Source organism: Halomonas sp. ISL-56 (assembly GCF_018612805.1).
Taxonomy (GTDB): domain Bacteria; phylum Pseudomonadota; class Gammaproteobacteria; order Pseudomonadales; family Halomonadaceae; genus Vreelandella.
Genome location: NZ_JAGGRO010000003.1, coordinates 62976 through 83534, shown reverse-complemented (window position 1 = coordinate 83534; position 20559 = coordinate 62976). Strand labels below are relative to the sequence as shown.

34 protein-coding genes and 1 tRNA gene are annotated in these 20559 nt (G+C 55.6%); 33 read left to right on the top strand and 2 right to left on the bottom strand.

The window, feature by feature from the left end; translation table 11 throughout:
- Positions 1-483: 483 nt before the first annotated feature.
- Positions 484-759 (bottom strand): DUF5334 family protein, encoded by a 276-nt coding sequence (locus tag J7J49_RS01460; RefSeq protein ID WP_215089671.1) that lies wholly within the window; start codon positions 757-759, stop codon positions 484-486.
- A gap of 76 nt (positions 760-835) precedes the next feature.
- Positions 836-1564, bottom strand: a complete 729-nt coding sequence (locus J7J49_RS01455) for an XRE family transcriptional regulator (RefSeq protein WP_215089669.1) — start codon at positions 1562-1564, stop codon at positions 836-838.
- A gap of 87 nt (positions 1565-1651) precedes the next feature.
- Between J7J49_RS01455 and J7J49_RS01450 the strand changes: the two genes are divergently transcribed.
- The 33 genes from J7J49_RS01450 (at position 1652) to J7J49_RS01290 (ending at position 20515) form a co-directional block, all read left to right on the top strand.
- Positions 1652-1867: a YdaS family helix-turn-helix protein gene (locus tag J7J49_RS01450; protein WP_251048088.1), complete on the top strand. Its 216-nt coding sequence runs from the start codon at positions 1652-1654 to the stop codon at positions 1865-1867.
- A gap of 55 nt (positions 1868-1922) precedes the next feature.
- Positions 1923-2252: a hypothetical protein gene (locus J7J49_RS01445; protein WP_215089666.1), complete on the top strand. Its 330-nt coding sequence runs from the start codon at positions 1923-1925 to the stop codon at positions 2250-2252.
- Between the two features lie 22 nt (positions 2253-2274).
- The gene (locus J7J49_RS01440) at positions 2275-2466 is read left to right on the top strand and encodes a hypothetical protein (protein ID WP_215089664.1); all 192 of its coding nucleotides are present in this window, start codon (positions 2275-2277) and stop codon (positions 2464-2466) included.
- 135 nt (positions 2467-2601) lie between these two features.
- Positions 2602-3639, top strand: coding sequence for a replication protein (locus J7J49_RS01435; RefSeq protein ID WP_215089662.1), 1038 nt, complete (start codon positions 2602-2604; stop codon positions 3637-3639).
- A complete protein-coding gene (locus J7J49_RS01430; protein WP_215089660.1) occupies positions 3545-4177 on the top strand; it encodes a replication protein P in 633 nt (210 codons plus the stop codon). The genes J7J49_RS01435 and J7J49_RS01430 overlap by 95 nt, the downstream gene beginning before the upstream one ends.
- Positions 4174-4746, top strand: a complete 573-nt coding sequence (locus J7J49_RS01425) for a hypothetical protein (RefSeq protein ID WP_215089658.1) — start codon at positions 4174-4176, stop codon at positions 4744-4746. Before J7J49_RS01430 ends, J7J49_RS01425 begins: the two co-directional genes overlap by 4 nt.
- Positions 4743-4940: a hypothetical protein gene (locus J7J49_RS01420; protein ID WP_215089656.1), complete on the top strand. Its 198-nt coding sequence runs from the start codon at positions 4743-4745 to the stop codon at positions 4938-4940. Before J7J49_RS01425 ends, J7J49_RS01420 begins: the two co-directional genes overlap by 4 nt.
- Positions 4937-5113 carry a hypothetical protein gene (locus J7J49_RS01415; protein ID WP_215089654.1) on the top strand — a complete coding sequence of 59 codons (177 nt, stop codon included), beginning with the start codon at positions 4937-4939 and terminating at the stop codon, positions 5111-5113. Before J7J49_RS01420 ends, J7J49_RS01415 begins: the two co-directional genes overlap by 4 nt.
- Positions 5110-5382, top strand: a complete 273-nt coding sequence (locus J7J49_RS01410) for a hypothetical protein (RefSeq protein WP_215089652.1) — start codon at positions 5110-5112, stop codon at positions 5380-5382. The genes J7J49_RS01415 and J7J49_RS01410 overlap by 4 nt, the downstream gene beginning before the upstream one ends.
- Positions 5375-5605, top strand: coding sequence for a peptidylprolyl isomerase (locus tag J7J49_RS01405; RefSeq protein WP_215089650.1), 231 nt, complete (start codon positions 5375-5377; stop codon positions 5603-5605). Before J7J49_RS01410 ends, J7J49_RS01405 begins: the two co-directional genes overlap by 8 nt.
- Positions 5602-6111: a hypothetical protein gene (locus J7J49_RS01400; protein ID WP_215089648.1), complete on the top strand. Its 510-nt coding sequence runs from the start codon at positions 5602-5604 to the stop codon at positions 6109-6111. Before J7J49_RS01405 ends, J7J49_RS01400 begins: the two co-directional genes overlap by 4 nt.
- A complete protein-coding gene (locus J7J49_RS01395) occupies positions 6111-6422 on the top strand; it encodes a hypothetical protein (RefSeq protein WP_215089646.1) in 312 nt (103 codons plus the stop codon). Before J7J49_RS01400 ends, J7J49_RS01395 begins: the two co-directional genes overlap by 1 nt.
- Positions 6422-6718: a hypothetical protein gene (locus tag J7J49_RS01390; protein WP_215089645.1), complete on the top strand. Its 297-nt coding sequence runs from the start codon at positions 6422-6424 to the stop codon at positions 6716-6718. Before J7J49_RS01395 ends, J7J49_RS01390 begins: the two co-directional genes overlap by 1 nt.
- A gap of 9 nt (positions 6719-6727) precedes the next feature.
- On the top strand, positions 6728-7342 hold the full coding sequence (locus J7J49_RS01385) for a hypothetical protein (RefSeq protein WP_215089643.1): 615 nt from the start codon (positions 6728-6730) through the stop codon (positions 7340-7342).
- A gap of 78 nt (positions 7343-7420) precedes the next feature.
- Positions 7421-7630, top strand: coding sequence for a hypothetical protein (locus J7J49_RS01380; protein ID WP_215089641.1), 210 nt, complete (start codon positions 7421-7423; stop codon positions 7628-7630).
- Positions 7631-7751: 121 nt separating this feature from the next.
- Positions 7752-7826: transfer RNA gene (locus J7J49_RS01375), tRNA-Met, on the top strand.
- A gap of 33 nt (positions 7827-7859) precedes the next feature.
- Positions 7860-8417, top strand: coding sequence for a glycoside hydrolase family 24 protein (locus J7J49_RS01370; protein WP_215089640.1), 558 nt, complete (start codon positions 7860-7862; stop codon positions 8415-8417).
- Positions 8417-8737, top strand: coding sequence for a hypothetical protein (locus tag J7J49_RS01365; RefSeq protein ID WP_215089638.1), 321 nt, complete (start codon positions 8417-8419; stop codon positions 8735-8737). The genes J7J49_RS01370 and J7J49_RS01365 overlap by 1 nt, the downstream gene beginning before the upstream one ends.
- A complete protein-coding gene (locus J7J49_RS01360) occupies positions 8734-9192 on the top strand; it encodes a holin family protein (protein WP_215089636.1) in 459 nt (152 codons plus the stop codon). Before J7J49_RS01365 ends, J7J49_RS01360 begins: the two co-directional genes overlap by 4 nt.
- 78 nt (positions 9193-9270) lie before the next feature.
- Positions 9271-9465 carry a hypothetical protein gene (locus tag J7J49_RS01355; protein ID WP_215089634.1) on the top strand — a complete coding sequence of 65 codons (195 nt, stop codon included), beginning with the start codon at positions 9271-9273 and terminating at the stop codon, positions 9463-9465.
- A gap of 5 nt (positions 9466-9470) precedes the next feature.
- Entirely contained in the window at positions 9471-9851 is a 381-nt protein-coding gene (locus tag J7J49_RS01350) for a hypothetical protein (RefSeq protein ID WP_215089632.1), read from the top strand.
- A gap of 141 nt (positions 9852-9992) precedes the next feature.
- Positions 9993-10568, top strand: coding sequence for a hypothetical protein (locus tag J7J49_RS01345; RefSeq protein WP_215089630.1), 576 nt, complete (start codon positions 9993-9995; stop codon positions 10566-10568).
- The gene (locus tag J7J49_RS01340; protein WP_215089621.1) at positions 10549-12159 is read left to right on the top strand and encodes a terminase; all 1611 of its coding nucleotides are present in this window, start codon (positions 10549-10551) and stop codon (positions 12157-12159) included. Before J7J49_RS01345 ends, J7J49_RS01340 begins: the two co-directional genes overlap by 20 nt.
- Before the next feature lie 23 nt (positions 12160-12182).
- Positions 12183-12632, top strand: a complete 450-nt coding sequence (locus tag J7J49_RS01335; RefSeq protein WP_215089619.1) for a hypothetical protein — start codon at positions 12183-12185, stop codon at positions 12630-12632.
- On the top strand, positions 12625-14886 hold the full coding sequence (locus J7J49_RS01330; protein ID WP_215089617.1) for a portal protein: 2262 nt from the start codon (positions 12625-12627) through the stop codon (positions 14884-14886). Before J7J49_RS01335 ends, J7J49_RS01330 begins: the two co-directional genes overlap by 8 nt.
- A 247-nt stretch (positions 14887-15133) precedes the next feature.
- Positions 15134-16120: a hypothetical protein gene (locus J7J49_RS01325; protein WP_215089615.1), complete on the top strand. Its 987-nt coding sequence runs from the start codon at positions 15134-15136 to the stop codon at positions 16118-16120.
- Positions 16121-16348: 228 nt separating this feature from the next.
- Positions 16349-17116: a phage major capsid protein gene (locus J7J49_RS01320; RefSeq protein WP_251048087.1), complete on the top strand. Its 768-nt coding sequence runs from the start codon at positions 16349-16351 to the stop codon at positions 17114-17116.
- A 57-nt stretch (positions 17117-17173) separates the two neighbouring features.
- Positions 17174-17503, top strand: coding sequence for a hypothetical protein (locus tag J7J49_RS01315; protein WP_215089611.1), 330 nt, complete (start codon positions 17174-17176; stop codon positions 17501-17503).
- Between the two features lie 3 nt (positions 17504-17506).
- Positions 17507-18208 carry a phage adaptor protein gene (locus tag J7J49_RS01310; protein WP_215089609.1) on the top strand — a complete coding sequence of 234 codons (702 nt, stop codon included), beginning with the start codon at positions 17507-17509 and terminating at the stop codon, positions 18206-18208.
- Positions 18208-18741, top strand: coding sequence for a hypothetical protein (locus J7J49_RS01305; RefSeq protein ID WP_215089607.1), 534 nt, complete (start codon positions 18208-18210; stop codon positions 18739-18741). The genes J7J49_RS01310 and J7J49_RS01305 overlap by 1 nt, the downstream gene beginning before the upstream one ends.
- 8 nt (positions 18742-18749) lie before the next feature.
- Positions 18750-19703, top strand: coding sequence for a hypothetical protein (locus tag J7J49_RS01300; protein WP_215089605.1), 954 nt, complete (start codon positions 18750-18752; stop codon positions 19701-19703).
- Between the two features lie 12 nt (positions 19704-19715).
- A complete protein-coding gene (locus J7J49_RS01295) occupies positions 19716-20102 on the top strand; it encodes a hypothetical protein (RefSeq protein ID WP_215089603.1) in 387 nt (128 codons plus the stop codon).
- The gene (locus J7J49_RS01290) at positions 20099-20515 is read left to right on the top strand and encodes a hypothetical protein (protein ID WP_215089601.1); all 417 of its coding nucleotides are present in this window, start codon (positions 20099-20101) and stop codon (positions 20513-20515) included. Before J7J49_RS01295 ends, J7J49_RS01290 begins: the two co-directional genes overlap by 4 nt.
- Positions 20516-20559: the final 44 nt, after the last annotated feature.

Here is a 20559-nt window from a genome sequence, read left to right as displayed (position 1 = left end):
ATAGCCAGATTTAGAGCAGGAGAGTGCCCAGCCTCTGGCTGTATCGGCCTCTCTTGCCTCGTAGTGGTCGCCGCAATGGCAGATCATCTTGACCATATGGCTCTCTCCTGTTGATTCGTGAACTGTCATTCGTGATAGACGCGAGCCTCATCGGGTTGGCGTACGGACTGGTTACCGCCACCGCTCGCTTGATCCCGCGACTATCCGAATGCGCCCTCAACGAAGGCGCAATCACCGGTATTTCGACAGCCCCGGTCGGCGTACTCCTATCAACCCCTCGCGCCTTCTATATCTACGCTACGGGCTGGGTAGGACGGCATGTTGTTAAAGAGCGGTGGCCTGTGAGGGCCTGAACACGTTGCGCCGTGTTCGTGCTTATAAATATGGGCCAACCCATAATTACAGTCAAGGGGAATAACCATATTTTTTCATCCGCCCATAAAAAAACCGCCTCAATGGGCGGCTTGGTGTGCGATTTAGCGGCTAGTCTTGCATTTCAAACGTCCGGTATTCGCCTTCTTCGTAATCATAAACCTCAATCTCTACGGTGCTGCCGTAGCGATTAATGCTCTCTACGTCACCGTACTTATACTCACTATCTCCCCAGTCGTAATACTCAATCTCCTCTCCTTGGCGCACTAAATTGCCGGATTCAATAGTAACATCTGAATTGTTTTCCCAGTCGTATCCATCCCACGCCAGGGCTGGCAGGGCGAATAAGCAAAGGGCTACCGACAGCGCTGAAAGCATTCTTTTCATGATCAACCTCTCAAGGTAAAGCACTACAACGAAAGCCGAACTGCACGCTTTTATCGACCGCCATACAGCCCTACTTTTAATCAAACACTTCCCACCAAAAAACCCGACCAATGATCTTGGGAGAATCAGGCCCCATCAGGCTGTACGTCTCTTCTGGGTACTCATCGGCGTTATCGCTGACCAGGCGCACGCGCCCCAGTGGCAATTTGTAGAGGCGCTTAATACGGAGCATGCCGCCGTGATCGAGGGCGTAAATCTTACCGTCGATAATGTGCCTAGTACCCTTGTCTATAGCGATAGGGGAGCCGTCAGCAATAGTTGGTTCCATTGAATTGCCCGTAGCCGTTGCGCAAGCAGCCTGGTCGGGCGACACCCCACGCTTGGCCAGCTTGGAAAGAGGAAAGCGCATAGTGTGGCCATGGTTCTCCACCACCTGAGTGCGTCCATCACCGGCAGCAAATTCGACTTCATAAAAACAAGGCAGCTCCACCTCGTCTGCAGTAAGCGGCTCGCGGCCCTCCACAATCTCAGTATCGTGCAGCTCCATTTCATGATTCATGTCGCCATAGGGCAAGCGGCGCTCTTCTATTTGGAATTCACGGATCATTTCGCCTTTGCCTGTAGCCAGCCAGTGAGCGTCTACCTGCAGTGTATGGGCTATCTGGACAAGCTTGCTGGTCGACAGCACCTTGCCTGTTTCTAAGTTTGAGATCGTCGTCTGATCAAGCCCTGTGGCCTCAGATAGGCGAGCCTGACTCATCTTCCGATGCTTTCTTGCCTGCTTGAGGCGGTCTTTTAATTCCATGCCTGAATTATTAGGGGAACGCCCATAGGCTTGCAAAGGGGAATAACCATATCTATTATTAGGGGAATACCCATAGGGAGAATGACCATGGATCCGCTTTTTAATCGGCTGGTTAACCACTTCGAGACACAAACCAAGGCTGCCGTCGCTCTCGGCGTCGACCAAACCACCGTTTCCGGCTGGGTGCGCGGTAAGCATGGAATGTCTCCTGCTGTCGCCCTAAGGGCTGAGAAAATCACCGGAGGGCAGTTCAAGGCAGCCGATCTTTGCCCTTCCGTTTTCGGCGGCAACCAAGCCGCTTAACCCAAACCGCCTGCCTGTGAAGGCCGCGATCAGCAAAACCCAAAAGGAAGCTTCAATGCTGAAACGTGAACCTCGTATCCCCGAACCCCGTAAGCCGCACGGCGAGCACTTGGATAACCCTGCTCGCGTTCGCTTTAAGGACGAGGAATACCAAGCGCTGGAACAGGTAGCCGCAATGCGCCACCAGGGCGTCATTTCCCATGCAATACGGGAGTGCGCCCTGGTGGGTATGGAGGTGATTAACCTTCGCCAAGACGTGCTGCTCAAACGGCTGACCGAAGGCGACAGCCTGCAGGCCGCACAGGATGAAGTCATGACTGCTCTCATGGCGCACTTACTCGAAACCCGCATCACTGAGCAGATGATGCAGCGCTTACAGGCCTAACAGAAGGGCCTTGGAGTCTCTTGTGAATCGACAGTGCTTACCCAGGGTGTTGGCTCAGCTTTCGCCCAGCGTTCGCCAGGAGCTGTCACGCCGTGCTAAGCGGCAGGGCGTTTCGGTAGCTGACGTAATGCTCGATGAAATGCTGGAAGGAGTCGGGCCAATGAAAGACCAGCTCTATGCCATGCGTCGTGAACGCACGCTGCGAGCGGTGTAATGCCAGCGGGCTGATGCCCGCTTTTTGGGCCAATACAAGGCCCTGTCAGGTCGTCTTTAGATGCGGCATAAACAAAAAGCCCGGCATAACGCTGGGGAGCGTGCCGGGCTTTGAACTACATAACGTGAGGTAATTATGGGACAAGTTGCAGAACTAAGCAAATTCAGAGCGCGTCGTGATGACGCCCAGGCACCGGCACCGCCGAGCAAGGGGCCTCAAGTGGAGGACGGATACACACGCATAGCTAACGAGCTGCTAGAGCAGATCATGGCAGCGCCGCTGACACTGCGAGAAATGCGCGTCGTTATGGCTGTTGTGCGACTGACGTTTGGCTGGAACCGCAAGCAGGCGAGGGTAACGGGAGGCTTGCTATCCAAGCTGACGGGGCTGCCTGAATCCATAGGCGCTAAGGTATTCGCAGGCTTGATAGCTAAAGGGGTGATCCTTCGTCACGGCGGTAGCCGCTCTCCCGTTTCATTGAATAAGCGCGTTGAAGAATGGGAAGTAACCGCGCCAAAACACACCACTCCGCCACCATATTCAAAATGCACTGACTCAGAGCAAAATGCTCTATCTGACTCAGAGCAAAATGCTCTCCCTTCTAAAGACAGGAAAGACACTTTAGAACCTAAAGGTTCTAAATCTTCGTCTAAGAAACCTTCTCCGAAAAAGTGGGGCGAAGAAATTGACCATGAACTTGCTGAGTTCATGCATGCCACCGTAACCGCCGATCTTACCAATCCCAAAAAAACCAACCTGACCGCATGGGCCAATGACATCCGTCTAATGCGAACTCGTGATGGCCGCACCGTCGAGCAAATCCGCTACTTGATCAAATGGGTCTCCAGAGACTCGTTTTGGAAAGCCAACGTGCTGTGCCCGGCCAAGCTGCGCGAAAAATGGGATCAGCTCGAACTGAAGGTTATCGCTTACAAGGAGTCTCGCCATGCCAACCGCTCAGGAACTGACGAAAAGCGCGCTAACCAAGATCGAATCGCAGCAATGCTCTCCAACCCCAACGACACAAGCTGGATCGAAGGCCTCTTCCCAGACGAAGAATCAGGAGATTTGGGAGCTAGTGAACCGAGCGTTCACGAGGCTGGAGGCGATCTATCCCAGGACGTGGAGAAGCGCGTTTTCGACGCCGGACATGGTGAAGCTGGCGAAGCGTGAGGTGGGTATATCGATGGTGAAGTGGTCAACGCTGCCGACAACCAAGAGCCTGGACATGGCGCTGGAACGAATCAAGGCCGAGGGCAGCGAGTGGCCGCCGAGCGTGGCGCGCCTGATAGCCAGCCTGAAACCTCAACCGGAGGACTTCGGAATGCCTAGCGTCTATATCGCGTTCAACGAAGCTATCCAGCATTCCCAAAGCCCGGATAGTCACTGTTGGAGCCATGCGGCAGTTCGCGAAGCGGGGCGAGCAACAGGTTGGTTCGATCTAGCTCAAGCCAGTAGCGAGTCACGCATTCGCATCCTGCGCTCAACGTTTCGCAAACATTACGACGCCGTGGTTAACCGCGTGATGGCCGGCGGGCCGGTCGAGGCGCGCGCACTGGTTGGTCATGACGCCCAGCTCAACGCTGCGCAGCTAGCGGAGCGCAATGGTCGCGAGCAGGCCGCCGCCCAGGCAGAGGCTAAATTCGGGCGCCGCATGAGTGGTGAGCAGGGCATTGCCGCGCTGAAAGGCGTGTTGCGGGGTAGGGTATGAACGAACTACCAGCACTCACCGAAGCCATCGTTCAAGACGTTGTTTACGCCTACTGCGCCGCTGCTAAGCATGAAATCACTGTGCCTAACTGTGGCTCAGTCTGGGGCCCTGAGGCTGACATAGCTTCAATGACCAAGGCGCGTCTCGGTCACGCATTCGAAATCAAGGTAAGCCGGGGCGATTGGTTGGCAGAGCTTCGCCAGATCCGCGGCGATGCGCAAACCGCCAAGTGGTGGCGTGCCCAGGTTTTGGCAAGCGCAGGCGAGCGAGCCAAGAAGACAGCCGACATGCACGCCCAAGGCTCTAACTGCTGTGGCCTGGTACCGCCTAACTACTTCTGGATGGTGACAGCTCCCGGAATCGTCAAGCCGGATGAGCTGCCGGAGTACGCCGGATTAATGGAGATTGAGCCAGAGATGGCTTATCGCGCGCAAACTCACGGCTATACGGTTCGTGAGCTGTACCCAGCGCCACGCCTGCACCGCGTCAAGCTACTGGACAATCAGATCATGGCATTAGCTAGGGGCGTAACACTTCGCTACTGGCAGCAGCGGAGGAATGTCGCATGACGCTCTCAACCATCCAGCGCAACTGCCTACTTAGCCAAGGCATCGAGATCAAAGACGAGCTGCCCAACGGCAGCGTGATATGCGTCACGGAGAGTGGCGAGCGCATCTATACGGCCAAAGACCTGGCAGGAATCGCAGTTCCACGGCTAATGGATCGATTCACTGCGTTTATGAGCAAGGGGGTAGCTTCATGAATACTGAAAAGCGCCCAACGTACATCAACGATCCCGATTACTTGCGCGACCTTCTGAAGCTCACGACCAAGCAGTTGAGAGCCAAGTGGGGTGTTGGCCGTAATGCGGTCTACAGCCATCAGCGCATGAGCGGCAGCGAGATCCGGCAGTGGATTAAGGCGGTGGAATCATGAAACATATTGAGCCTGGATGTTTGGTGATGGTTGTTGGTAACGCATATGCAGGCTTTACCACAACGGTAACTGAATATTTTCCCATAGGCAGTATAGAGCCGTTTTCTTTTCCCCTTGAAGAGCCATGCTGGCGATTGGCTGATTATCCATCCGACTTTAAAGGAAAGTGGCTACCTGACATCTGCGCTGAGCGTTACTTGATCCGCATCGACGATTACGACGCCAGCACTGATGAAGTAGAGCAAGAGCGAGAGGTGGAGCATGGGTAAGCCAGCCGATTATCAGACAACTCTTGGCAGAAAAATGGTCGAGCGCGCGGAAGCTGACGCTCTGGCTGCTGATCACGAGCTGAGAACGCTAGCGGATGAATTCGAAAGCGCAGCAGTAGGATTTTCTGCAGATAAGCAAACCGTTAGTGCCAAAGGGCTTCTCGGCGCTTGGGCAAGAGCCACCCGAGCTTGGAGCGAATACACCGGGGAGCCGCTGATATGAGCAAGCCAACTGACAAACCGTTCGTATCCAGGGCTAGCAGTGTGACCGAAGCGCTCGCAGCTCTCGGTCGCCTTCCTAACGTGCTGACCAAGGCAATCCAACAGTGGGGCCAGGTCGAGATTGTCGTACAGAAACATGAGCCCAAGCGCAGCCTCGACCAAAACGCTTTGCAATGGAAGTGGTGCCAAGAGGCGAGCCAGCAGGGCGACCAGACTGCCGACGAGTATCAGGCGTGGTGCAAGCTGCACATTGGGATGGTGATTCTCTGTCGGGATTCTGACAAGTACGCAGAGGCCTGCCGCCAAGTGCTGGGCGATCTTACCTATGAGCAAAAACTGGCGTTGATGAAGCACCCATTCGATTGGCCTGTGACACGCGCCATGAACAAAAAGCAAAAGGCTGAATACCTAGATCGCGTTTACCAGCACTTCACAGGGCAGGGTATGCGCCTGACAGATCCAAACCTCAAAGGCTTCAATCCAGCTGAATATCGGGAGGTGGCGTAATGCTTCCCAACGAGTGCTATCTGCCCACCAAGCCGCACCGTTGCCGCCAGTGGTTGAGCAACGTCCACGAGATTGATACCTGCGTGCTGTGCGGCGCCTGGGGCATTCAGGCTGCTCATAGCAATCAGCACCGGGGTCGAGGCCAGAAGGCAAGCGATGCATTAACCGCCGCGCTTTGCCCAAAGTGCCACCACGAAATTGATAACGGTAAGCTCCTTAGCCGAGAGGAGCGGCGCGCACGTATGAACGAAGCCATTGTGTTGACGCTGGATGCATTAGCTAGGCGACAGCTAGTGAAGGCGGTGAAGTAATGAAATGCCCTACGTCATGGCCAGATGGCAGCAAGCTGGGCGGTGAGAACGGCTATTCACCAGAGTGGCATGCGTGGGCCAAGGAGTGCGAGGTGAAGTTCGTCGTTCGTCAAATGCTGGCTGTGCCTAAAGAGCAACGTAAAGCGGTATTCGACCAGTGGGCAAAAGTGTTTACGCACATCACTCAGGAGAAGGTGAAAAGCGTGTGGGATCAAGTTGTTGACGAGATAAAACGCAACGCCAAAGGCAACAAAACGCAACAGTTGCGCAACAACGCAACGAAAACGCAACGGTAGGGGGAAGTGATGCGATATATCTCAGCTCGACAGATGATTTTTGATGCGTATCACGAGCGGCGTGGCAGTGTGATGGCTTATGCTCAGGAGATTGCGCGAATGGGTGCGCAGGTGCAGACGACGCAGCGCAACAACAATGATTGGCGCATTGTGAATGGGCTGGAAGCCGGGCAGGTTATAAGTGCCGTGGAAAGCCAGCCTCAGCACCTGCAGGCGCTGGCCCGCTACTGCTTTGGCCCGTTTACGCGTGATGAGTTAGCAGAGGATCGCGAGTGGCTGCACGCAGCTCTAATGCACGTCGGCATGCAAATGCGTTTACCAGGGCAGGGGCAGAGCGAGCAGCCACCAGCCGAGGCGGCGCAACAATTGCGCTGGATAGCGTCAGCAGCGATACATCACCACGCCGAAACCACGTACCCGTATAACCGGCCAGGGCTTCACAACCCGCGCCGCATTGCCGCCTGGATTGAAGCGGAGCATGGGGAGGAGGTAGACGTGGGGCGATGGTCGCGCAGTGGGCGAGCGTGCTGGGGAGGAGTGTGGGAGCGGCTACTGGATACGCTAGATAGATGGGAAAGCCAGGCGCTCGCACCGGTGGCGGCGTTGATTCAAAAGGCTGCGTGAGAACTTCTTCGAAGTAAGTATTGCATTCTTTAAATCGGCCCTCATAAATTAGGTTCACGCCAACGGGGAATTGCCAACATGTTGAAAGTCGTATTTTTCGATTACAAGCAAGATAAGATGCATGAGATTAGTCAAGATGCGGAAGCCTCAACTGGTGCGGTTGAGATGAACACTTTACCTAGAATTGGAGAAACAGTTCGACATGGAGTTACTTCCCACAAAATTGTGGACGTAATCCACTTTGTAGATAATGAGCGCTATGACGCTCGAGTAGATCTAGAAGGTTAATATTGACCAGTGGGCACGAACCAACCATAATATCTCCACTATCCAATTCTACGCCCTGGCCTTGAGCCGGGGCGTTTCCGTTTAAGGCCCTGCCAGTTCCTGGTGGGGCTTTTCTGTTTATAGCGGGCGAGACAGACGGCAAGTCGCCGGGCTCATAACCCGGAGGTAAGTGGTTCGACTCCACTGCCCGCTACCAATTACTACTGTCGTGAGACAGCAGGTACTTATTATGCCTCGCATCACTCCTCAAGCCGCAGGCGGCAAGAACGTCTGCGCATTTCTCGACATGCTCGCCTTCGCTGAGATCGGCCCTGTAATGCTCGCCGCAAGCGATGACGGCTACAACGTACTGGTCGGCTCAATGCCTCATGCCATGAGCGTGTTTGACGGCTACGGTAACCATCCGCTGCCAAGCAAGCGTGATGCCATCCAGTACGCGCCCGGCGTTTGGTCGACGGCTGCCGGTCGTTATCAGATTCTTAGCCGCTACTGGCCTCACTATCGCGATCAGCTTGGCCTGCCTGACTTCGGGCCAGTGAGCCAAGACCGCTATGCCATCCAGCAGATCAAAGAGCAGCGAGCGCTCGACCTCATCAAACAAGGTGACCTGACAGAAGCTATTGGCTGCTGCCGGAATATCTGGGCGTCGCTGCCAGGCGCAGGCTATGGCCAGCACGAACACGCCTTAGGCGATTTAATGCGCGCGTACGTTGATGCGGGCGGTGAACTAACCGGCGAGGACAAGACGTGGTATGACCGCGCCGATCTACAACAAGGGGCCGATTGATGCCATGGCGCAACACTGGACTAATACAGGAGGTGCTGCTGGCGTTAGGCACGTCTGTGGCAGTTGTTATGGGGCTACTCGCTAAAATCGCGCACGAGGTCAAGAGCGGCGAGCGTGAGCAGTTTTTTACCCGCCGTTTATGGCTAGATGCGCCCGCGCTAGTAGTCATGATTACCCTGGCAGCGGGGATTAATATCTATTTCAACCTTGATGGATGGCCAGCGTCAGCGGTTGCAGCTGTCTGTGGCTGGGCTGGACCTCGTAGTATCGACATGATTCTGATGGCCGCCGCTGATCGCGTGAGAGGTAGAAAGTCATGAGCTTAGTCACAAAAGCGCTTGGCGCTATCACCGGCCCGCTTTTCGGCGTTATCGACAAAGCGGTCACTGACAAAGACGAAGCCAATCGCCTCAAGCAACAGATTCAGTCTCAGCTTATCGACTCCAGCGACAGCATCGTTAAAGCGCAGATGGAGATTATTCTGGCCGAGGCGCAGGGCGAGAGCTGGCTGCAGCGCAACTGGCGGCCGCTGCTAATGGTGGTGATCGTTGCCATCATCGCGAATAACTACCTACTAGCGCCGTACCTTGGCGCTATGTTCGGCGTCGGCTTGATGCTAGACCTGCCCGAGCCTTTGTGGAATTTAATGACGCTAGGTGTTGGTGGTTACGTTGGTGCACGCACAGCAGACAAAGGCATTAACGCCTGGCGTGAAGTTCAGAGCGAGCGTAATCGCACTCAGGTGAATCTCTACCGTGAAGCTGACACCAAGTAAGCGCATCGAAGCGTGGCTTAGGCTGCGCTTCATCATCGCCGTGTTTCTTTTATCTGGCTACTGGCACTGGAGGCGTTGATGGGATCGGTCACTAAGTTTCGCGGCGCCCGAAGCCTCACGCCAGCAAGTGAAGAGGCGACAGCTCAATTCGAGCGCGACATTAACGCCGCGATAGAAGCAGCCGAAGATGCGGGGCTTTGTTGGGGAATGATCATCGCCACGCTCCACCAATCGGCGTATTGGATGCATCAACGGGTTCAGGATGAAGAGTAAACGGCATGATATTTGTCACAGCTAGTTTGAAAGGTAAGCGCGAGCCGCGCCAAGGCTGGCTGTTAAAGCCAGGAGATAGCTTAATCACTGGCGAAAGCGGTGCGCGGTATGAAATTGAGGGTGAGGTTGTTCTAGTCGCCAACCCACCAAAAGCGCCAAGCAAAGAAGCAGTGGCGGCAATCAGCATCGGTCAGGAGGTCGATATGAGCACTACCCAAAAACTAAAAGAGACTGTGCAGCAGCTAACGCCAGCCCCTGCACCATGGAAGACTCAGCGCGCAGGCGAGCACGTGGCGTTTGATGTTGCCATCGGTAAAGACGAAACCGCTCATATCACGATGACGAAAGAGGCGTACGACGCGCTTATGTCCCAAGGCTGGGGCTAATTCTCGCTGTGAAGCGATAAGGCCACGCTGTGAAGCGTCGCCCTGGCCATGCCGTGAGGCACTGCCACCACCGCCGGCACGTCGTGAGACGCCCGGCCCCTATTAATGGAGGCGCTGCCAGTGATGGCGGCGTTTTTTTGTATGGCGAAACGACACGACTGGGAGTTGATCGAGCGCGAGTACCGCACCGGTCGTTTTTCGCTCACGCAGCTTGAGAAGCGCCACGGCGTTCATCGCTCTAATATCTCTCGCCGCGCTAAAAAGGATCACTGGGAAAAGGATCTAACTGACCGGGTGCGTGAACGCACACAGCAGAAGATCACTAAGGCCTCGCTGTCTCCGGAAGCCCAGGCCGCGTTCGACAATGACGACGAACAGATTGTTGAGTATGCAGCGAATGAAAACGCTGCCGTCGTTAAAGGGCACCGCAAGAACCTGGAGCGCTGGCGGGGAATTGCTGAGCGTTATGCCGAGATGCTGGAGCAGCAGTTGGATAAAGGCAAAATCAAGGTGCAAGTGCTTGATGTCGTAATGGAGATCGATATACCCCTGGAGTACGTCGGCAAGTGCATGGGGCACGGCACGCAAGCGCTCGACCGCGTTATCAAGCTGGAGCGCCAGAACTACGGTCTCGACGCTAACGATAAAGACGAAGGCGTTAAGACGTTTGAAGAGCTAATGGCAGAGGTCGCGCCCAGTGATTCTGCCGCCGAGTGAGCGGGCGCGTCAGGTCAAGCGGGCAGAGGCTTACCTGCGCGCACACGCAAAGGGCAGGCTCACCGAAAAAGCCGATCTGCTGGCAGCGCTGGATTTGAAGTGGTTTCGGCTTAATTCGCTGTACAAGATCAAGGATAAGTCGGGTAAGAAAATCCGCTTTAAGCCTAACAAGGCGCAGCGAGAGCGTTACCTGCGCGGCCACTGCCTTGACCTGATACTGAAGGCTCGCCAGCTGGGCTTTACCACGTTTGAGATGATCGACGCGCTGGATGACTGCCTGTTCAAGGACAACTTCGCCGCAGGCTGTATCTGTCACAAGCTGGAAGATGCGCAGGACATATTCAGAAATAAGATTACCTTCGCCTACGAGAATATCGACGACGCCTGGCACGAGCTGCTTAAGATGCTGGGCACCAAGATACCGAAGGCTATCAGCGACAAGAGCGGTAGCGGGGCCTACGTCTTCGATAACGGCTCAAGCATCAAGGTCTCTACCTCTTACCGTGGTGGCACGCTGCAGCGCTTGCACGTATCTGAGTTCGGCAAGATATGTCGCCAGTTTCCGCATAAGGCTAAGGAGATCGTTACCGGTGCCTTTGAAGCGGTCGGTATCGGCAACCAGATTACGCTCGAGAGTACCGCCGAGGGGCGAGAAGGCTACTTCTTCGACTACTCGCAGACAGCGCAGCAGCTCCAGGAAATGGGCCGCACGCTGACAGAGATGGACTTCCAGTTTCACTTTTTCCCTTGGTGGCAAGAGCCGACCTACACCATGAGCCCCAAGGGCGTGGTGGTACCGCAACGGTTGCGTGAGTACTTCGAGCAGCTTGAGCACAAGTACAGCATCAAAACCACGGCAGGCCAGCAGGCGTGGTACGCAAAGAAAGCCGAAAAGCTGCAGGACGATATGCAGCGGGAGTACCCCAGCACACCAGAAGAGGCGTTCAGTCAGTCGGTCGAAGGTGCGTACTTCGCGACGCAAATGCAGTTCCTGCGTAAGAACAAGCGGCTCACCAGCCAAGTGCAGGTCAATCCTAGCCTACCGGTCTATACCGCGTGGGACTTGGGTATGAACGACACGATGGCGATTTGGTTTGCCCAAGTCGTTGGTCGCGAAGTGCACCTGGTGGATTACTTGGAAGGCGAGGGCGAAGGCATCGAGTACTACGCCGACTTGCTCAACAAAAAGGGCTATCGGTACGGTGGCCACTTTGGCCCACACGATCTAGCGGTTAGAGAGCTGGGTACTGGTAAGAGCAGAAGCGACGTCGCCAAGGGCTTTGGTATCAATTTTGAAACCGTGCCCCGCATCTCCAATCACGCCGAAGGCGTTCAGGCCACGCGCCAGTTCTTGCCCATGTGCTGGATTGACGAGGAGGCCTGCCATCAAGGCGTGCTGTGCCTCGACAACTATCGCAAGGAGTGGGATGACAAGCGCGGCGTGTACAAGCCCACGCCTCGCCATGACTGGGCATCCCACGGCGCCAAGGCGTTGGAAACTCTCGCCCGCTCATCACTATTTGCTAAGGCTCAGCTACCCGGTACGCCCTCCAGTACGGGCAAGCGCGGTAGCTGGGCAGCTCACACCTAACCATCGCCGGGAGGCAGACGGTCATGATTCATACCGCACCGGATAGCGCGAAACAGCAAAGGGCAAACACGGCAGTGCTTCGCCTGGCTGGCTTGCAGAGCCGTGATATCGGAAAGCTCGCCCGCGATGCGGCGATGGGTATTGCGCAAGAGCTGATGAAACACCAGATTCCCATTCGCTCTAAGAAGATTCGCCCCGATGTGGGCAACGTGCAGATCGATATGATCATCATTGAGGAGAAGGTGTCGGCGCCAGAGCCCGGCATCCGCTTGCAGTTTGATGTGGAAGGCGGCATGGGCGTGACCTTCACTATCAAGCTGCTGGAGTTCTTGGCTGACCCTAAGGGGTACGTGACTGACTTGTTTACGCAGCTAGGCCCGATGCGACGCAACGTACAGCGCATGCGCACCCATAAGCGCGCCGCCGATGCCGCCATCTACCGGGCGCTAACGCAGGGTGCCGCCAATGGCTAGTTTGGGACTGCTGCAATATAAATCCGCGTCTGAAATGCACGTCGAGCAAGCGGCGGAAGCCCAGCAAATGGCGGCAGAGGAAGAGCGTCGCCGTCAGCTAGTGGAGTCGTCACTGGGTGCGCATATTCGCCGCTCTTGGGAATCGGCCAAGGTGGCCAAGCAAGAGGTTGAATATCGCCTGCTGGACTGCCTGCGTCGTCGTAAAGGCGAGTACGCCCCAGACAAGCTATCGGCTATTCGCAAAGAAGGCGGTGCCGAGATTTACATGATGCTGACGGCCACCAAGTGCCGCGCCGCCGGTTCATGGATCCGCGACATCATGATGCCTGCCAATGAGCAGCCGTGGGGATTGCAGCCAACGCCAGTGGCCGACGTGCCTGACGAGTATATCGCGCCCGTGTTGCAGCAACTCCAGCAGCAGGCAATGCAAGCCCAACAGCAAGGCCAGCAAGTGGATATGGCGTCGCTGGTTGAGCAGGCGCGGGAACAGGTACGGCAGCTAGCACAAGAAAAGGCTGAGGAGGCCGCCGAGCGCCACGAAGACACCATTGCCGACCAGTTGGCCGAAGGCGGCTGGAACGACGCGTTTGAGCAGTTCGTTGATGACTTCGTCACCTACCCGACGTCATTCATCCGCGCACCTATTCTGCGCCGGGTGCCCACACTGGAATGGCTAGAAGGCTGGCAGCCGGTTAAGACCACCACCGTACGCCCCGAGTTTGAGCGCGTGTCACCGTTCGATATGTACCCAAGCCCAGACGCCACCAACATTGATGACGGCGCGTTTATGATTGAGCGCGCGCGCTTTACCCGTATGCAGCTCAACCAGCTGATTGGCGTGCCATCATTCAATGAAGAGTCGATTCGTCGCGTACTGGAGCAGTACGGTCAAGGCGGCTTACGCGATTGGCTATGGACGGACGGCGAGCGTGCCGAGCTAGAAGGTCGTGGCCATGAGTGGCTAACCCACGGCGAAACCATCGACGGCTTGATCTATTCCGGCGGTGCCCAGGGCGTCACGCTGCTGCAGTGGGGTATTAATCCCGACGATATTGAAGACCCACTGGCTGAATATGAGATTGAAGCCATCTTGATTGGCCAGCACGTTATCCGCGTGCGCATTAACCGCGACCCGCTGGAGCGGCGCCCTTACCACAAGGCCAGCTATCAGCCGGTACCCGGTAGCTTCTGGGGCCAAGCCATCCCAGAGCTAATGGCCGATATTCAGGACGTTTGCAACGCGACGGCACGCAGCCTGGTCAACAACCTCGCTATTAGCTCAGGCCCACAGGTGGAGGTTTACGAAGAGCGACTACAGCCCAACGAAGACCCGACCAACATCTACCCCTGGAAGATATGGCGAACCAAGGATGGCAACGTCACCGGCAATAACGCCGCCGTGCGGTTCTTTCAGCCCTCTAGCAATGCCGCCGAGCTGCTGAGTGTTTACGACGCCTTTGAAAAGCGTGCCGATGATGCCACCAATATTCCTCGCTACACCTATGGCAACGAAAACGTTGGCGGCGCGGGTAATACGGCCAGCGGGCTATCGATGCTCATGGAGTCAGCCAACAAGGGCATCAAGGACGCGATTCGCCATATTGACCGTGGCGTGATGCGTCGTGTGATTGAGGCGCTTTGGCTCTACAACATGCAGTACAGCGATGACCCAAGCATTAAGGGTGATTGCAATGTCGTCGCTCGTGGCAGTTCGGCCATGCTCATTCGTGAGCAAACCAGCATGCTTCGCCAGCAGTTCCTGCAGCTCACCGGTAACGAAACCGACATGAGCATACTGGGCATGGAAGGCCGACGTAAGCTACTGAACAGCGTCGCAGAGAAGCTGGATATGCCAGGCCTCATCCCGACGCAAGAGCAGATGGAGCAGAACCTCGCCCAAAAGCAGCAGGCCCAACAGGCGCAAATGGAAGCCCAGCAGCAGCTGGAACAGGCCAAGGGGCAGGCAGAAGTGGCGGTCAAGCAGGCGCAGGCCCAGAAGTACGGTGCCGATGCGGCTGAAACCCAAGCGGATACCCAGATCGCCCAGCAGCAGGCGCCGCTTGATGCCCAGCACCTGCTGGCTGAGATCGCCAAGTTAATCGCTGAAACACAGAGAGCCCAGCATGACAGCACAGCAGTGGAAAGCCCTGTCGCGAATCAACAGCAGCCCAGACGGCAAATGCCTGCTGGAAATGCTCAAGTCCCAACGCGAGGATTGTCGAACCTCCCTGGAGCTATGCCGGGATACGCTTGAGCTAGCTCGCAAGCAGGGCGAGGCTGTCGCCCTGGCAGGTTTGATCGAAAAGTTAGAAACCGCGCGTGACGTAGTCGATACACGATTTAAATAGCCGGGCACTGCCCGGCCTCACAAGCAAGCCGCTTCTGTCGAGGCGGTTTTTTTGTGGGTGCGCTCAACACTGCAGGTTGAACCCGTTACCCGAATCGTGAACCCCGGCTAAGTCCGGCTCACAGACACGCCGAGAGGCGTCATAGGAGTTGAAATGTCATTACCCCAGTCCGTTCAGGCGCAAGCTGCCGCTGCCGCCAAGCACTTTGATCGTGCGCCAGAGAACCCCGAGGCCGAAGAAGAAGGCAAAGCCCCGGCTCCTGACAGCGAGCAAAACCCGCAAGACGACACAAAGCAGGCTGATACGGCCAAGCCCGAGGGTGCGCAATCCGCTGAGGCCCCGAAAGACGAGCCCAAGCCACAAACCCAAGATGCGCTGTATTGGCAGCATCGGTTTCAAGTGCTGCAAGGCAAGTACAACGGTGAGCTACCGGCGCTGCGCAAAGAGAACGAACAGCTAAAGCAGCAGGTCGCTGACAAAGATCGGCGTATTCAGGAGCTGGAGAAGCAAGCGCCAGTGACCGATAACAGCGGTATCAGTGACGACCAGCTCGCCCAGTTCAAAGAGTCGTTTGGCGAAGACCTGGTCACGTTCATTGAACGCATGTCGAAACAGAATGCCGCCGCGCCCGAAACAGGCAACACCAAAGAGCTGCAAGACCGTTTAGACCGCCTCGAAGCTGAGAAGGAAGCCGATGCAGCCGAGAAGCGAGAAGACGCAGAGGCGCGCTTTTGGTCGAGTCTTGAGCAGGCGGTGCCTAGTTTTCGTCAGATCAATAGTGATCCCGCGTTCCTGCAGTTTCTGAGCAAGTTTGATCCCCAAACGGGTAGGCAGTATCAGCAAGTGCTGAGTGAGGCCCAGCAGTCCCTAAACGCGAAAGGGGTGGCTGATATTTTCAAGCTCCATCTGAGTCAGGCGACGCCAAAAACGCCGGAAAAGCGCACGGTACCCGATGAACAAGTGGAGCCTCGCACCACGAAAGCAGCACCAACGCCGAGTTCTCAAGGCGGGAAGCTGTGGACGGGTGCCGAAATTTCCCAGTTCTATCGTGACAAGACCGCTGGCCGCTATGCCGCCGATGAAGCGCAACGCCTGGAAGCCGACATATTCGCCGCCCAACGTGAAGGCCGGGTTCGTTAACCCGGCTGGCGGTTCCGATACCTCGCCGTGAGGCGATAAGAGGTTATTCCAATGGCAGGCCCAACACGCGACGCAGGTCATCCCGACTACTCCAGCACCTCCAGCCCGGGGTTTATCCCGCAGGTCTGGTCGGGAAAGATGGTCGAAAAATTGTATCAGCGAACTTGTTTCGCTGAGATTTCCAACACGGATTATGAGGGGGAGATTAAAAGCAAGGGCGACACGGTGATGATCCGCACCACGCCCTCAATCACTATTCGTGACTATGAGATTGGTGGCGGCCTCAACTACGAGAAACCCACTAGCGACAAGGTCGAGCTGCACATTGATAAGGCGAAGTACTTTGCCTTTGAAGTGAACGACGTCGATGAGTACCAGGCGGACATCAAGTTGATGGACAACTGGTCGGACGACGCTGGTCAGCAGATGAAGATCGCCATCGATAAGGTGATCTTGGGTGATGTGTTTGCCGATGCCGCTGCCGAGAACGCCGGTTCTGGAGCTGGCCGCGAGTCTGGCGGTTACGACATGGGGGAAGCCGGTGCGCCGGTGAGCATCTCCAAAACCAACATCCTGGATGTACTGGTGGATTGCGGTTCGGTGCTTGATGAGCAGAACGTGCCCGATGATCAGCGCTGGATTGTGCTGCCTGCGTGGATGAACGGCATGCTCAAGAAGTCCGACCTACGTGACGCCAGCGCAATGGGTGATAACACATCGGTATTCCGTAACGGCAAGGTTGGCATGCTCGACCGTTTCGACGTGTATATCAGCAACAACATGTCGAAAGTCACCGATGCCACCACCACCCGGCAGGCAACTAACGTGATCTACGGTCACAAGAAAGCGCTCACCTTCGCGTCACAGATGACTAAAATGGAGAACCTGCCCAATCCGACTGACTTCGGTCAGTTGGTGCGCGGACTCAACGTCTTTGGCTATGAGGTCATCGACCCCAACGCCATGGGCCACCTGTACGCCGAGCGCGCTGCCTAAGCGCCTAACATCGCCGCCCTCCGGGGTGGCGTTTTACTTACCGTGAGGTAACACGCGATGAGCAAGACACTGATTGAGCAAATTGAAGAAGCGGTGACGAAGGATGACTTTGAACCGCTGGCTGCTCAACTGAACGTTGAGATCAATAAACGCCAAGGCGTTGAAACCATCCGGGCCGAACTGCTTGAGGCTGCTGAAGGACTGGCAGAGAAGGGCGTCACTACTTCAAGCGAGCTAGATCCGGACGCTGGCGATCCTGACGCTAGCAATGAGCCAGCGCCTGAAAAGCCCAAGTACCAGGGCCGTATGCTCAAGCATATTAAGAACGGGCGCACCTTTCCCTGGACAGCAGCACTGGCGAAAAGCCGTCACATGAAGGAGGTGTAAGCCATGGCCGTCACGACTGTAGGCACCGTCATTCGCAATACCAAGTTGGTGTTGCAGGAAGTGACGGCCGCTGGTACCCGCTGGACAAACGAAGAGCTGATTGGCTGGTTGAACGAAGCCTATCAAGCCATTGTGCAGATTAAGCCCGATGCGTCAGCGATCAACGCCAGCATGGATCTTGTCACCGGCACGCGGCAAGAAATCCCCAGCGATGGCATGCGGCTGATTGACGTCGTGCGCAATACGGCTATCGCTAGCCAGCGAATGGGCATCATGGTCACTACACGACGCTCGCTGGATACCACGCGGCGAAGCTGGCACGGCGATGCTGAGAGCATTGATATTGAACAGTACATGTTCGATGACCAAGACCCGACGCATTTTTATGTCTACCCGCCTGCCGCGGCCGGTGCCGAGGTAGAGCTCATCTACTCCTCTACGCCGTCCCCGCATGATATCGCGCAAGGTTTGGACGGATTGAGTAATGAGACCATCCGGCTAAACGACAGCTATGCGCCGGTGATTACCGATTACATTCTGTACCGCGCCTATAGCAAGGACGCCGAGCACGCGGCGAACCTTAACCGCGCACAGATGCACATGCAGGCCTTTATGGGGTCACTGGGGCAAAAAGTGGAGGTAGCCCGAGCTATCTCTCCCAATGCGCCCGACAACTCCTCTAATCCGCCGCGGACGCGTCAGTAATGGATTTACTGCAAACAGTGGTGCAAGACGTGCCCGAAGCACCGCTGATGACCGTGCGTGACGCCATTCGCTGGGCAGAGTTTCGATTGTGCCAGGACGGCAATGCGTGGATAGAGCGCGACGTGCCGGTGAGCAGCGAAGGGGCCGTTATGGCCCCGGATGATGTTTACTGCGTTCGCGTGCTGAGCCTTTATCGTGATGGGCGCAAGATGTCACCCGGCAGCGACTACGAGCAGACCGCGCCGAGCCAGGTCGCGATTCATCGAGTAAGCGAAACCGATGCGTTCACCGCCCGCATTGCCGTTAAGCCAACGGCAGAGGGGGTGCTGCCTGACGAGCTGCGCGACCAGCACTTTGAAACGCTGCGTCACGGTGCCACGCATCGGATACTGCTTCTACCTCAGCCGTGGCGCAACGTAGAGCAAGCGGCTTACCACGAAACGCTGTTTAAGGCGGGCATTACCGACGCCTACCGTTTGTCTGTCTATGGCCAGCAGCAGGGCGCGCGCGTTAAGCCGCGCCAATTTACCTAGGGGGCAGCATGTCGTTTGAACAGGCGGTTGTAAACCTTGAGCAAACCAACGCGAAGCTTCAAGAAGAGGTTGTGCGCTTTCGTGACGCTGCGATGGGCCTTAACAACATCTACCCGACGATCACAGAGGGGCGCCAAAATACCGACGACGGCAAATATTTCTCGGTACCAGGCAGCGGCGCTTACATGCGGCTTTATCGACGCCAGGGTACTAGCGCAGAACTAATTGCCGAGTTTCCTGATCGAGATACAGTTCTCGATATTCAGCAAGGCGTTTCTGCTTTCACCGACAGAGGTATTGTGGGCGCTGACGGGCCATTCTTTTCTTTAGCTTCTGAAGGAACATCACCTCAAGTAACAGATGATATTTATCAAAGTAGACCCTCTGGAACTTATTACTCACTAGGGGCTCTTAACAGCCCGGCTGCTGTGAACGGTCATTTACTTTGGTGCAAATACTCAATTAGCGGGTTGTACGATAAAGCATTATTCCTTCCTCAAAATGTTGCCAATCGGTTATTTATTTTAGGGCAACACAATGGTGCGTTTCAGCAGCCTGTTGAGGTATATACGACAGGTAACTTACTTGGCCCAGTTTCTCAATCTGGCGGCGTGCCTACTGGCTCTGTCATTGAGAGAGGAAGTAATAGCGATGGTGAATATGTTAAGTTCGCCGACGGAACAATGATTTGTACATTACACTCATCGTTAGGCCGCACAATAAATATTGACACACAAATATCAGGTGATTTTTATCGTTCCGGTGCGACTGGAAATACTTGGACGTACCCGAGGCAATTCGTATCAGAACCCATTTGTTATGCTCAGATTCGAACATCTATAGATCAATTTGGCGTTACAAAAATAGCTAACGCCTCCGATTGTCTAATTGGAGGAATATCTTTAGCTGGAAGTCGAACAAATCAGACTTACACTGCTAGCGCAATTGGGCGCTGGTATTAAAGGATAAATATCATGAATTTGAAATTTCTAGCTAAAGGGGCTGCGCCGCAGTCATACGCTGTTGCAGGAGAGGTTGTTAACGGACTAGACCTCTCCGTATTTCCAGAGGGTGCTACTTATACAGGGAGCGACGTAACGCTCACTGCCGGTATTTACAATGTTGAACGAATTAATGGAGAGTTATTTGTCACCCTTGGCCAGTGTTGCGTAGCGTATGAATGCAGCACGGTCAACGGCTCTCACGACTGGGCGGAAAGCGAGTGGATCAACTCAGCCGACTACGACCCCAGCAACTGCTATATCGTCGCAACATCGGCACCGCCAGCTGCAGAGTACGTTAAGCGTGAAAACGGTTGGACAGTTAAAATGCCCGATTTAGAGGAGGAGTCAGCAGCATGAGCGAGCCATGGTTTATTCCCCCCAAAACAACCGCTGAAAAACTCGCTGACGCCCAGGCGGCGAAGATCGCAGAGATCAACGCCTCCTACAGCGAACAAGCCCAGCCGCTCATCGAAGACTACCCCGAGATTGAGCAGAAAGGCTGGACTGAGCAGAACCGCGAGGCCCGCGCTTATTTAGCATGGTATGAAGGCCAGCAGGGCGACCCCCCGGCGACGACTGTGCTTGATAACATATTATTGGGTCGCAACGGCGCTGATGGAGAGGAGACGTTGCAAGAGCTGTGCGTGGCGGTCATCGGCAATGCAGATATGTTCACGCAGTTTCAGCAGCTCACTGGGCAGCGACAGCGGCTGGTCAAGCTAGTGCGAGCGGCTGAGACAGAACAAGAGGTAAACGCTATCAGCTGGTAGACCAGCAACCGTCTGAGTGAACCGCCGCGAAAGCGGTTTTTTTA

Coding starts and splice junctions, on each gene's coding strand:
- J7J49_RS01425 (WP_215089658.1), top strand. CDS start 4,174: ATGAACGAACTACCAGCACTCACCGAAGCCATCGTTCAAGACGTTGTT.
- J7J49_RS01360 (WP_215089636.1), top strand. CDS start 8,734: ATGAGCTTAGTCACAAAAGCGCTTGGCGCTATCACCGGCCCGCTTTTC.
- J7J49_RS01445 (WP_215089666.1), top strand. CDS start 1,923: ATGCTGAAACGTGAACCTCGTATCCCCGAACCCCGTAAGCCGCACGGC.
- J7J49_RS01380 (WP_215089641.1), top strand. CDS start 7,421: ATGTTGAAAGTCGTATTTTTCGATTACAAGCAAGATAAGATGCATGAG.
- J7J49_RS01325 (WP_215089615.1), top strand. CDS start 15,134: ATGTCATTACCCCAGTCCGTTCAGGCGCAAGCTGCCGCTGCCGCCAAG.
- J7J49_RS01455 (WP_215089669.1), bottom strand. CDS start 1,564: ATGGAATTAAAAGACCGCCTCAAGCAGGCAAGAAAGCATCGGAAGATG.
- J7J49_RS01345 (WP_215089630.1), top strand. CDS start 9,993: ATGGCGAAACGACACGACTGGGAGTTGATCGAGCGCGAGTACCGCACC.
- J7J49_RS01450 (WP_251048088.1), top strand. CDS start 1,652: ATGGATCCGCTTTTTAATCGGCTGGTTAACCACTTCGAGACACAAACC.
- J7J49_RS01420 (WP_215089656.1), top strand. CDS start 4,743: ATGACGCTCTCAACCATCCAGCGCAACTGCCTACTTAGCCAAGGCATC.
- J7J49_RS01300 (WP_215089605.1), top strand. CDS start 18,750: ATGTCGTTTGAACAGGCGGTTGTAAACCTTGAGCAAACCAACGCGAAG.
- J7J49_RS01290 (WP_215089601.1), top strand. CDS start 20,099: ATGAGCGAGCCATGGTTTATTCCCCCCAAAACAACCGCTGAAAAACTC.
- J7J49_RS01410 (WP_215089652.1), top strand. CDS start 5,110: ATGAAACATATTGAGCCTGGATGTTTGGTGATGGTTGTTGGTAACGCA.
- J7J49_RS01415 (WP_215089654.1), top strand. CDS start 4,937: ATGAATACTGAAAAGCGCCCAACGTACATCAACGATCCCGATTACTTG.
- J7J49_RS01295 (WP_215089603.1), top strand. CDS start 19,716: ATGAATTTGAAATTTCTAGCTAAAGGGGCTGCGCCGCAGTCATACGCT.
- J7J49_RS01365 (WP_215089638.1), top strand. CDS start 8,417: ATGCCATGGCGCAACACTGGACTAATACAGGAGGTGCTGCTGGCGTTA.
- J7J49_RS01350 (WP_215089632.1), top strand. CDS start 9,471: ATGATATTTGTCACAGCTAGTTTGAAAGGTAAGCGCGAGCCGCGCCAA.
- J7J49_RS01330 (WP_215089617.1), top strand. CDS start 12,625: ATGGCTAGTTTGGGACTGCTGCAATATAAATCCGCGTCTGAAATGCAC.
- J7J49_RS01385 (WP_215089643.1), top strand. CDS start 6,728: ATGCGATATATCTCAGCTCGACAGATGATTTTTGATGCGTATCACGAG.
- J7J49_RS01320 (WP_251048087.1), top strand. CDS start 16,349: ATGATCCGCACCACGCCCTCAATCACTATTCGTGACTATGAGATTGGT.
- J7J49_RS01355 (WP_215089634.1), top strand. CDS start 9,271: ATGGGATCGGTCACTAAGTTTCGCGGCGCCCGAAGCCTCACGCCAGCA.
- J7J49_RS01400 (WP_215089648.1), top strand. CDS start 5,602: ATGAGCAAGCCAACTGACAAACCGTTCGTATCCAGGGCTAGCAGTGTG.
- J7J49_RS01310 (WP_215089609.1), top strand. CDS start 17,507: ATGGCCGTCACGACTGTAGGCACCGTCATTCGCAATACCAAGTTGGTG.
- J7J49_RS01315 (WP_215089611.1), top strand. CDS start 17,174: ATGAGCAAGACACTGATTGAGCAAATTGAAGAAGCGGTGACGAAGGAT.
- J7J49_RS01390 (WP_215089645.1), top strand. CDS start 6,422: ATGAAATGCCCTACGTCATGGCCAGATGGCAGCAAGCTGGGCGGTGAG.
- J7J49_RS01405 (WP_215089650.1), top strand. CDS start 5,375: ATGGGTAAGCCAGCCGATTATCAGACAACTCTTGGCAGAAAAATGGTC.
- J7J49_RS01460 (WP_215089671.1), bottom strand. CDS start 759: ATGAAAAGAATGCTTTCAGCGCTGTCGGTAGCCCTTTGCTTATTCGCC.
- J7J49_RS01335 (WP_215089619.1), top strand. CDS start 12,183: ATGATTCATACCGCACCGGATAGCGCGAAACAGCAAAGGGCAAACACG.
- J7J49_RS01395 (WP_215089646.1), top strand. CDS start 6,111: ATGCTTCCCAACGAGTGCTATCTGCCCACCAAGCCGCACCGTTGCCGC.
- J7J49_RS01305 (WP_215089607.1), top strand. CDS start 18,208: ATGGATTTACTGCAAACAGTGGTGCAAGACGTGCCCGAAGCACCGCTG.
- J7J49_RS01370 (WP_215089640.1), top strand. CDS start 7,860: ATGCCTCGCATCACTCCTCAAGCCGCAGGCGGCAAGAACGTCTGCGCA.
- J7J49_RS01435 (WP_215089662.1), top strand. CDS start 2,602: ATGGGACAAGTTGCAGAACTAAGCAAATTCAGAGCGCGTCGTGATGAC.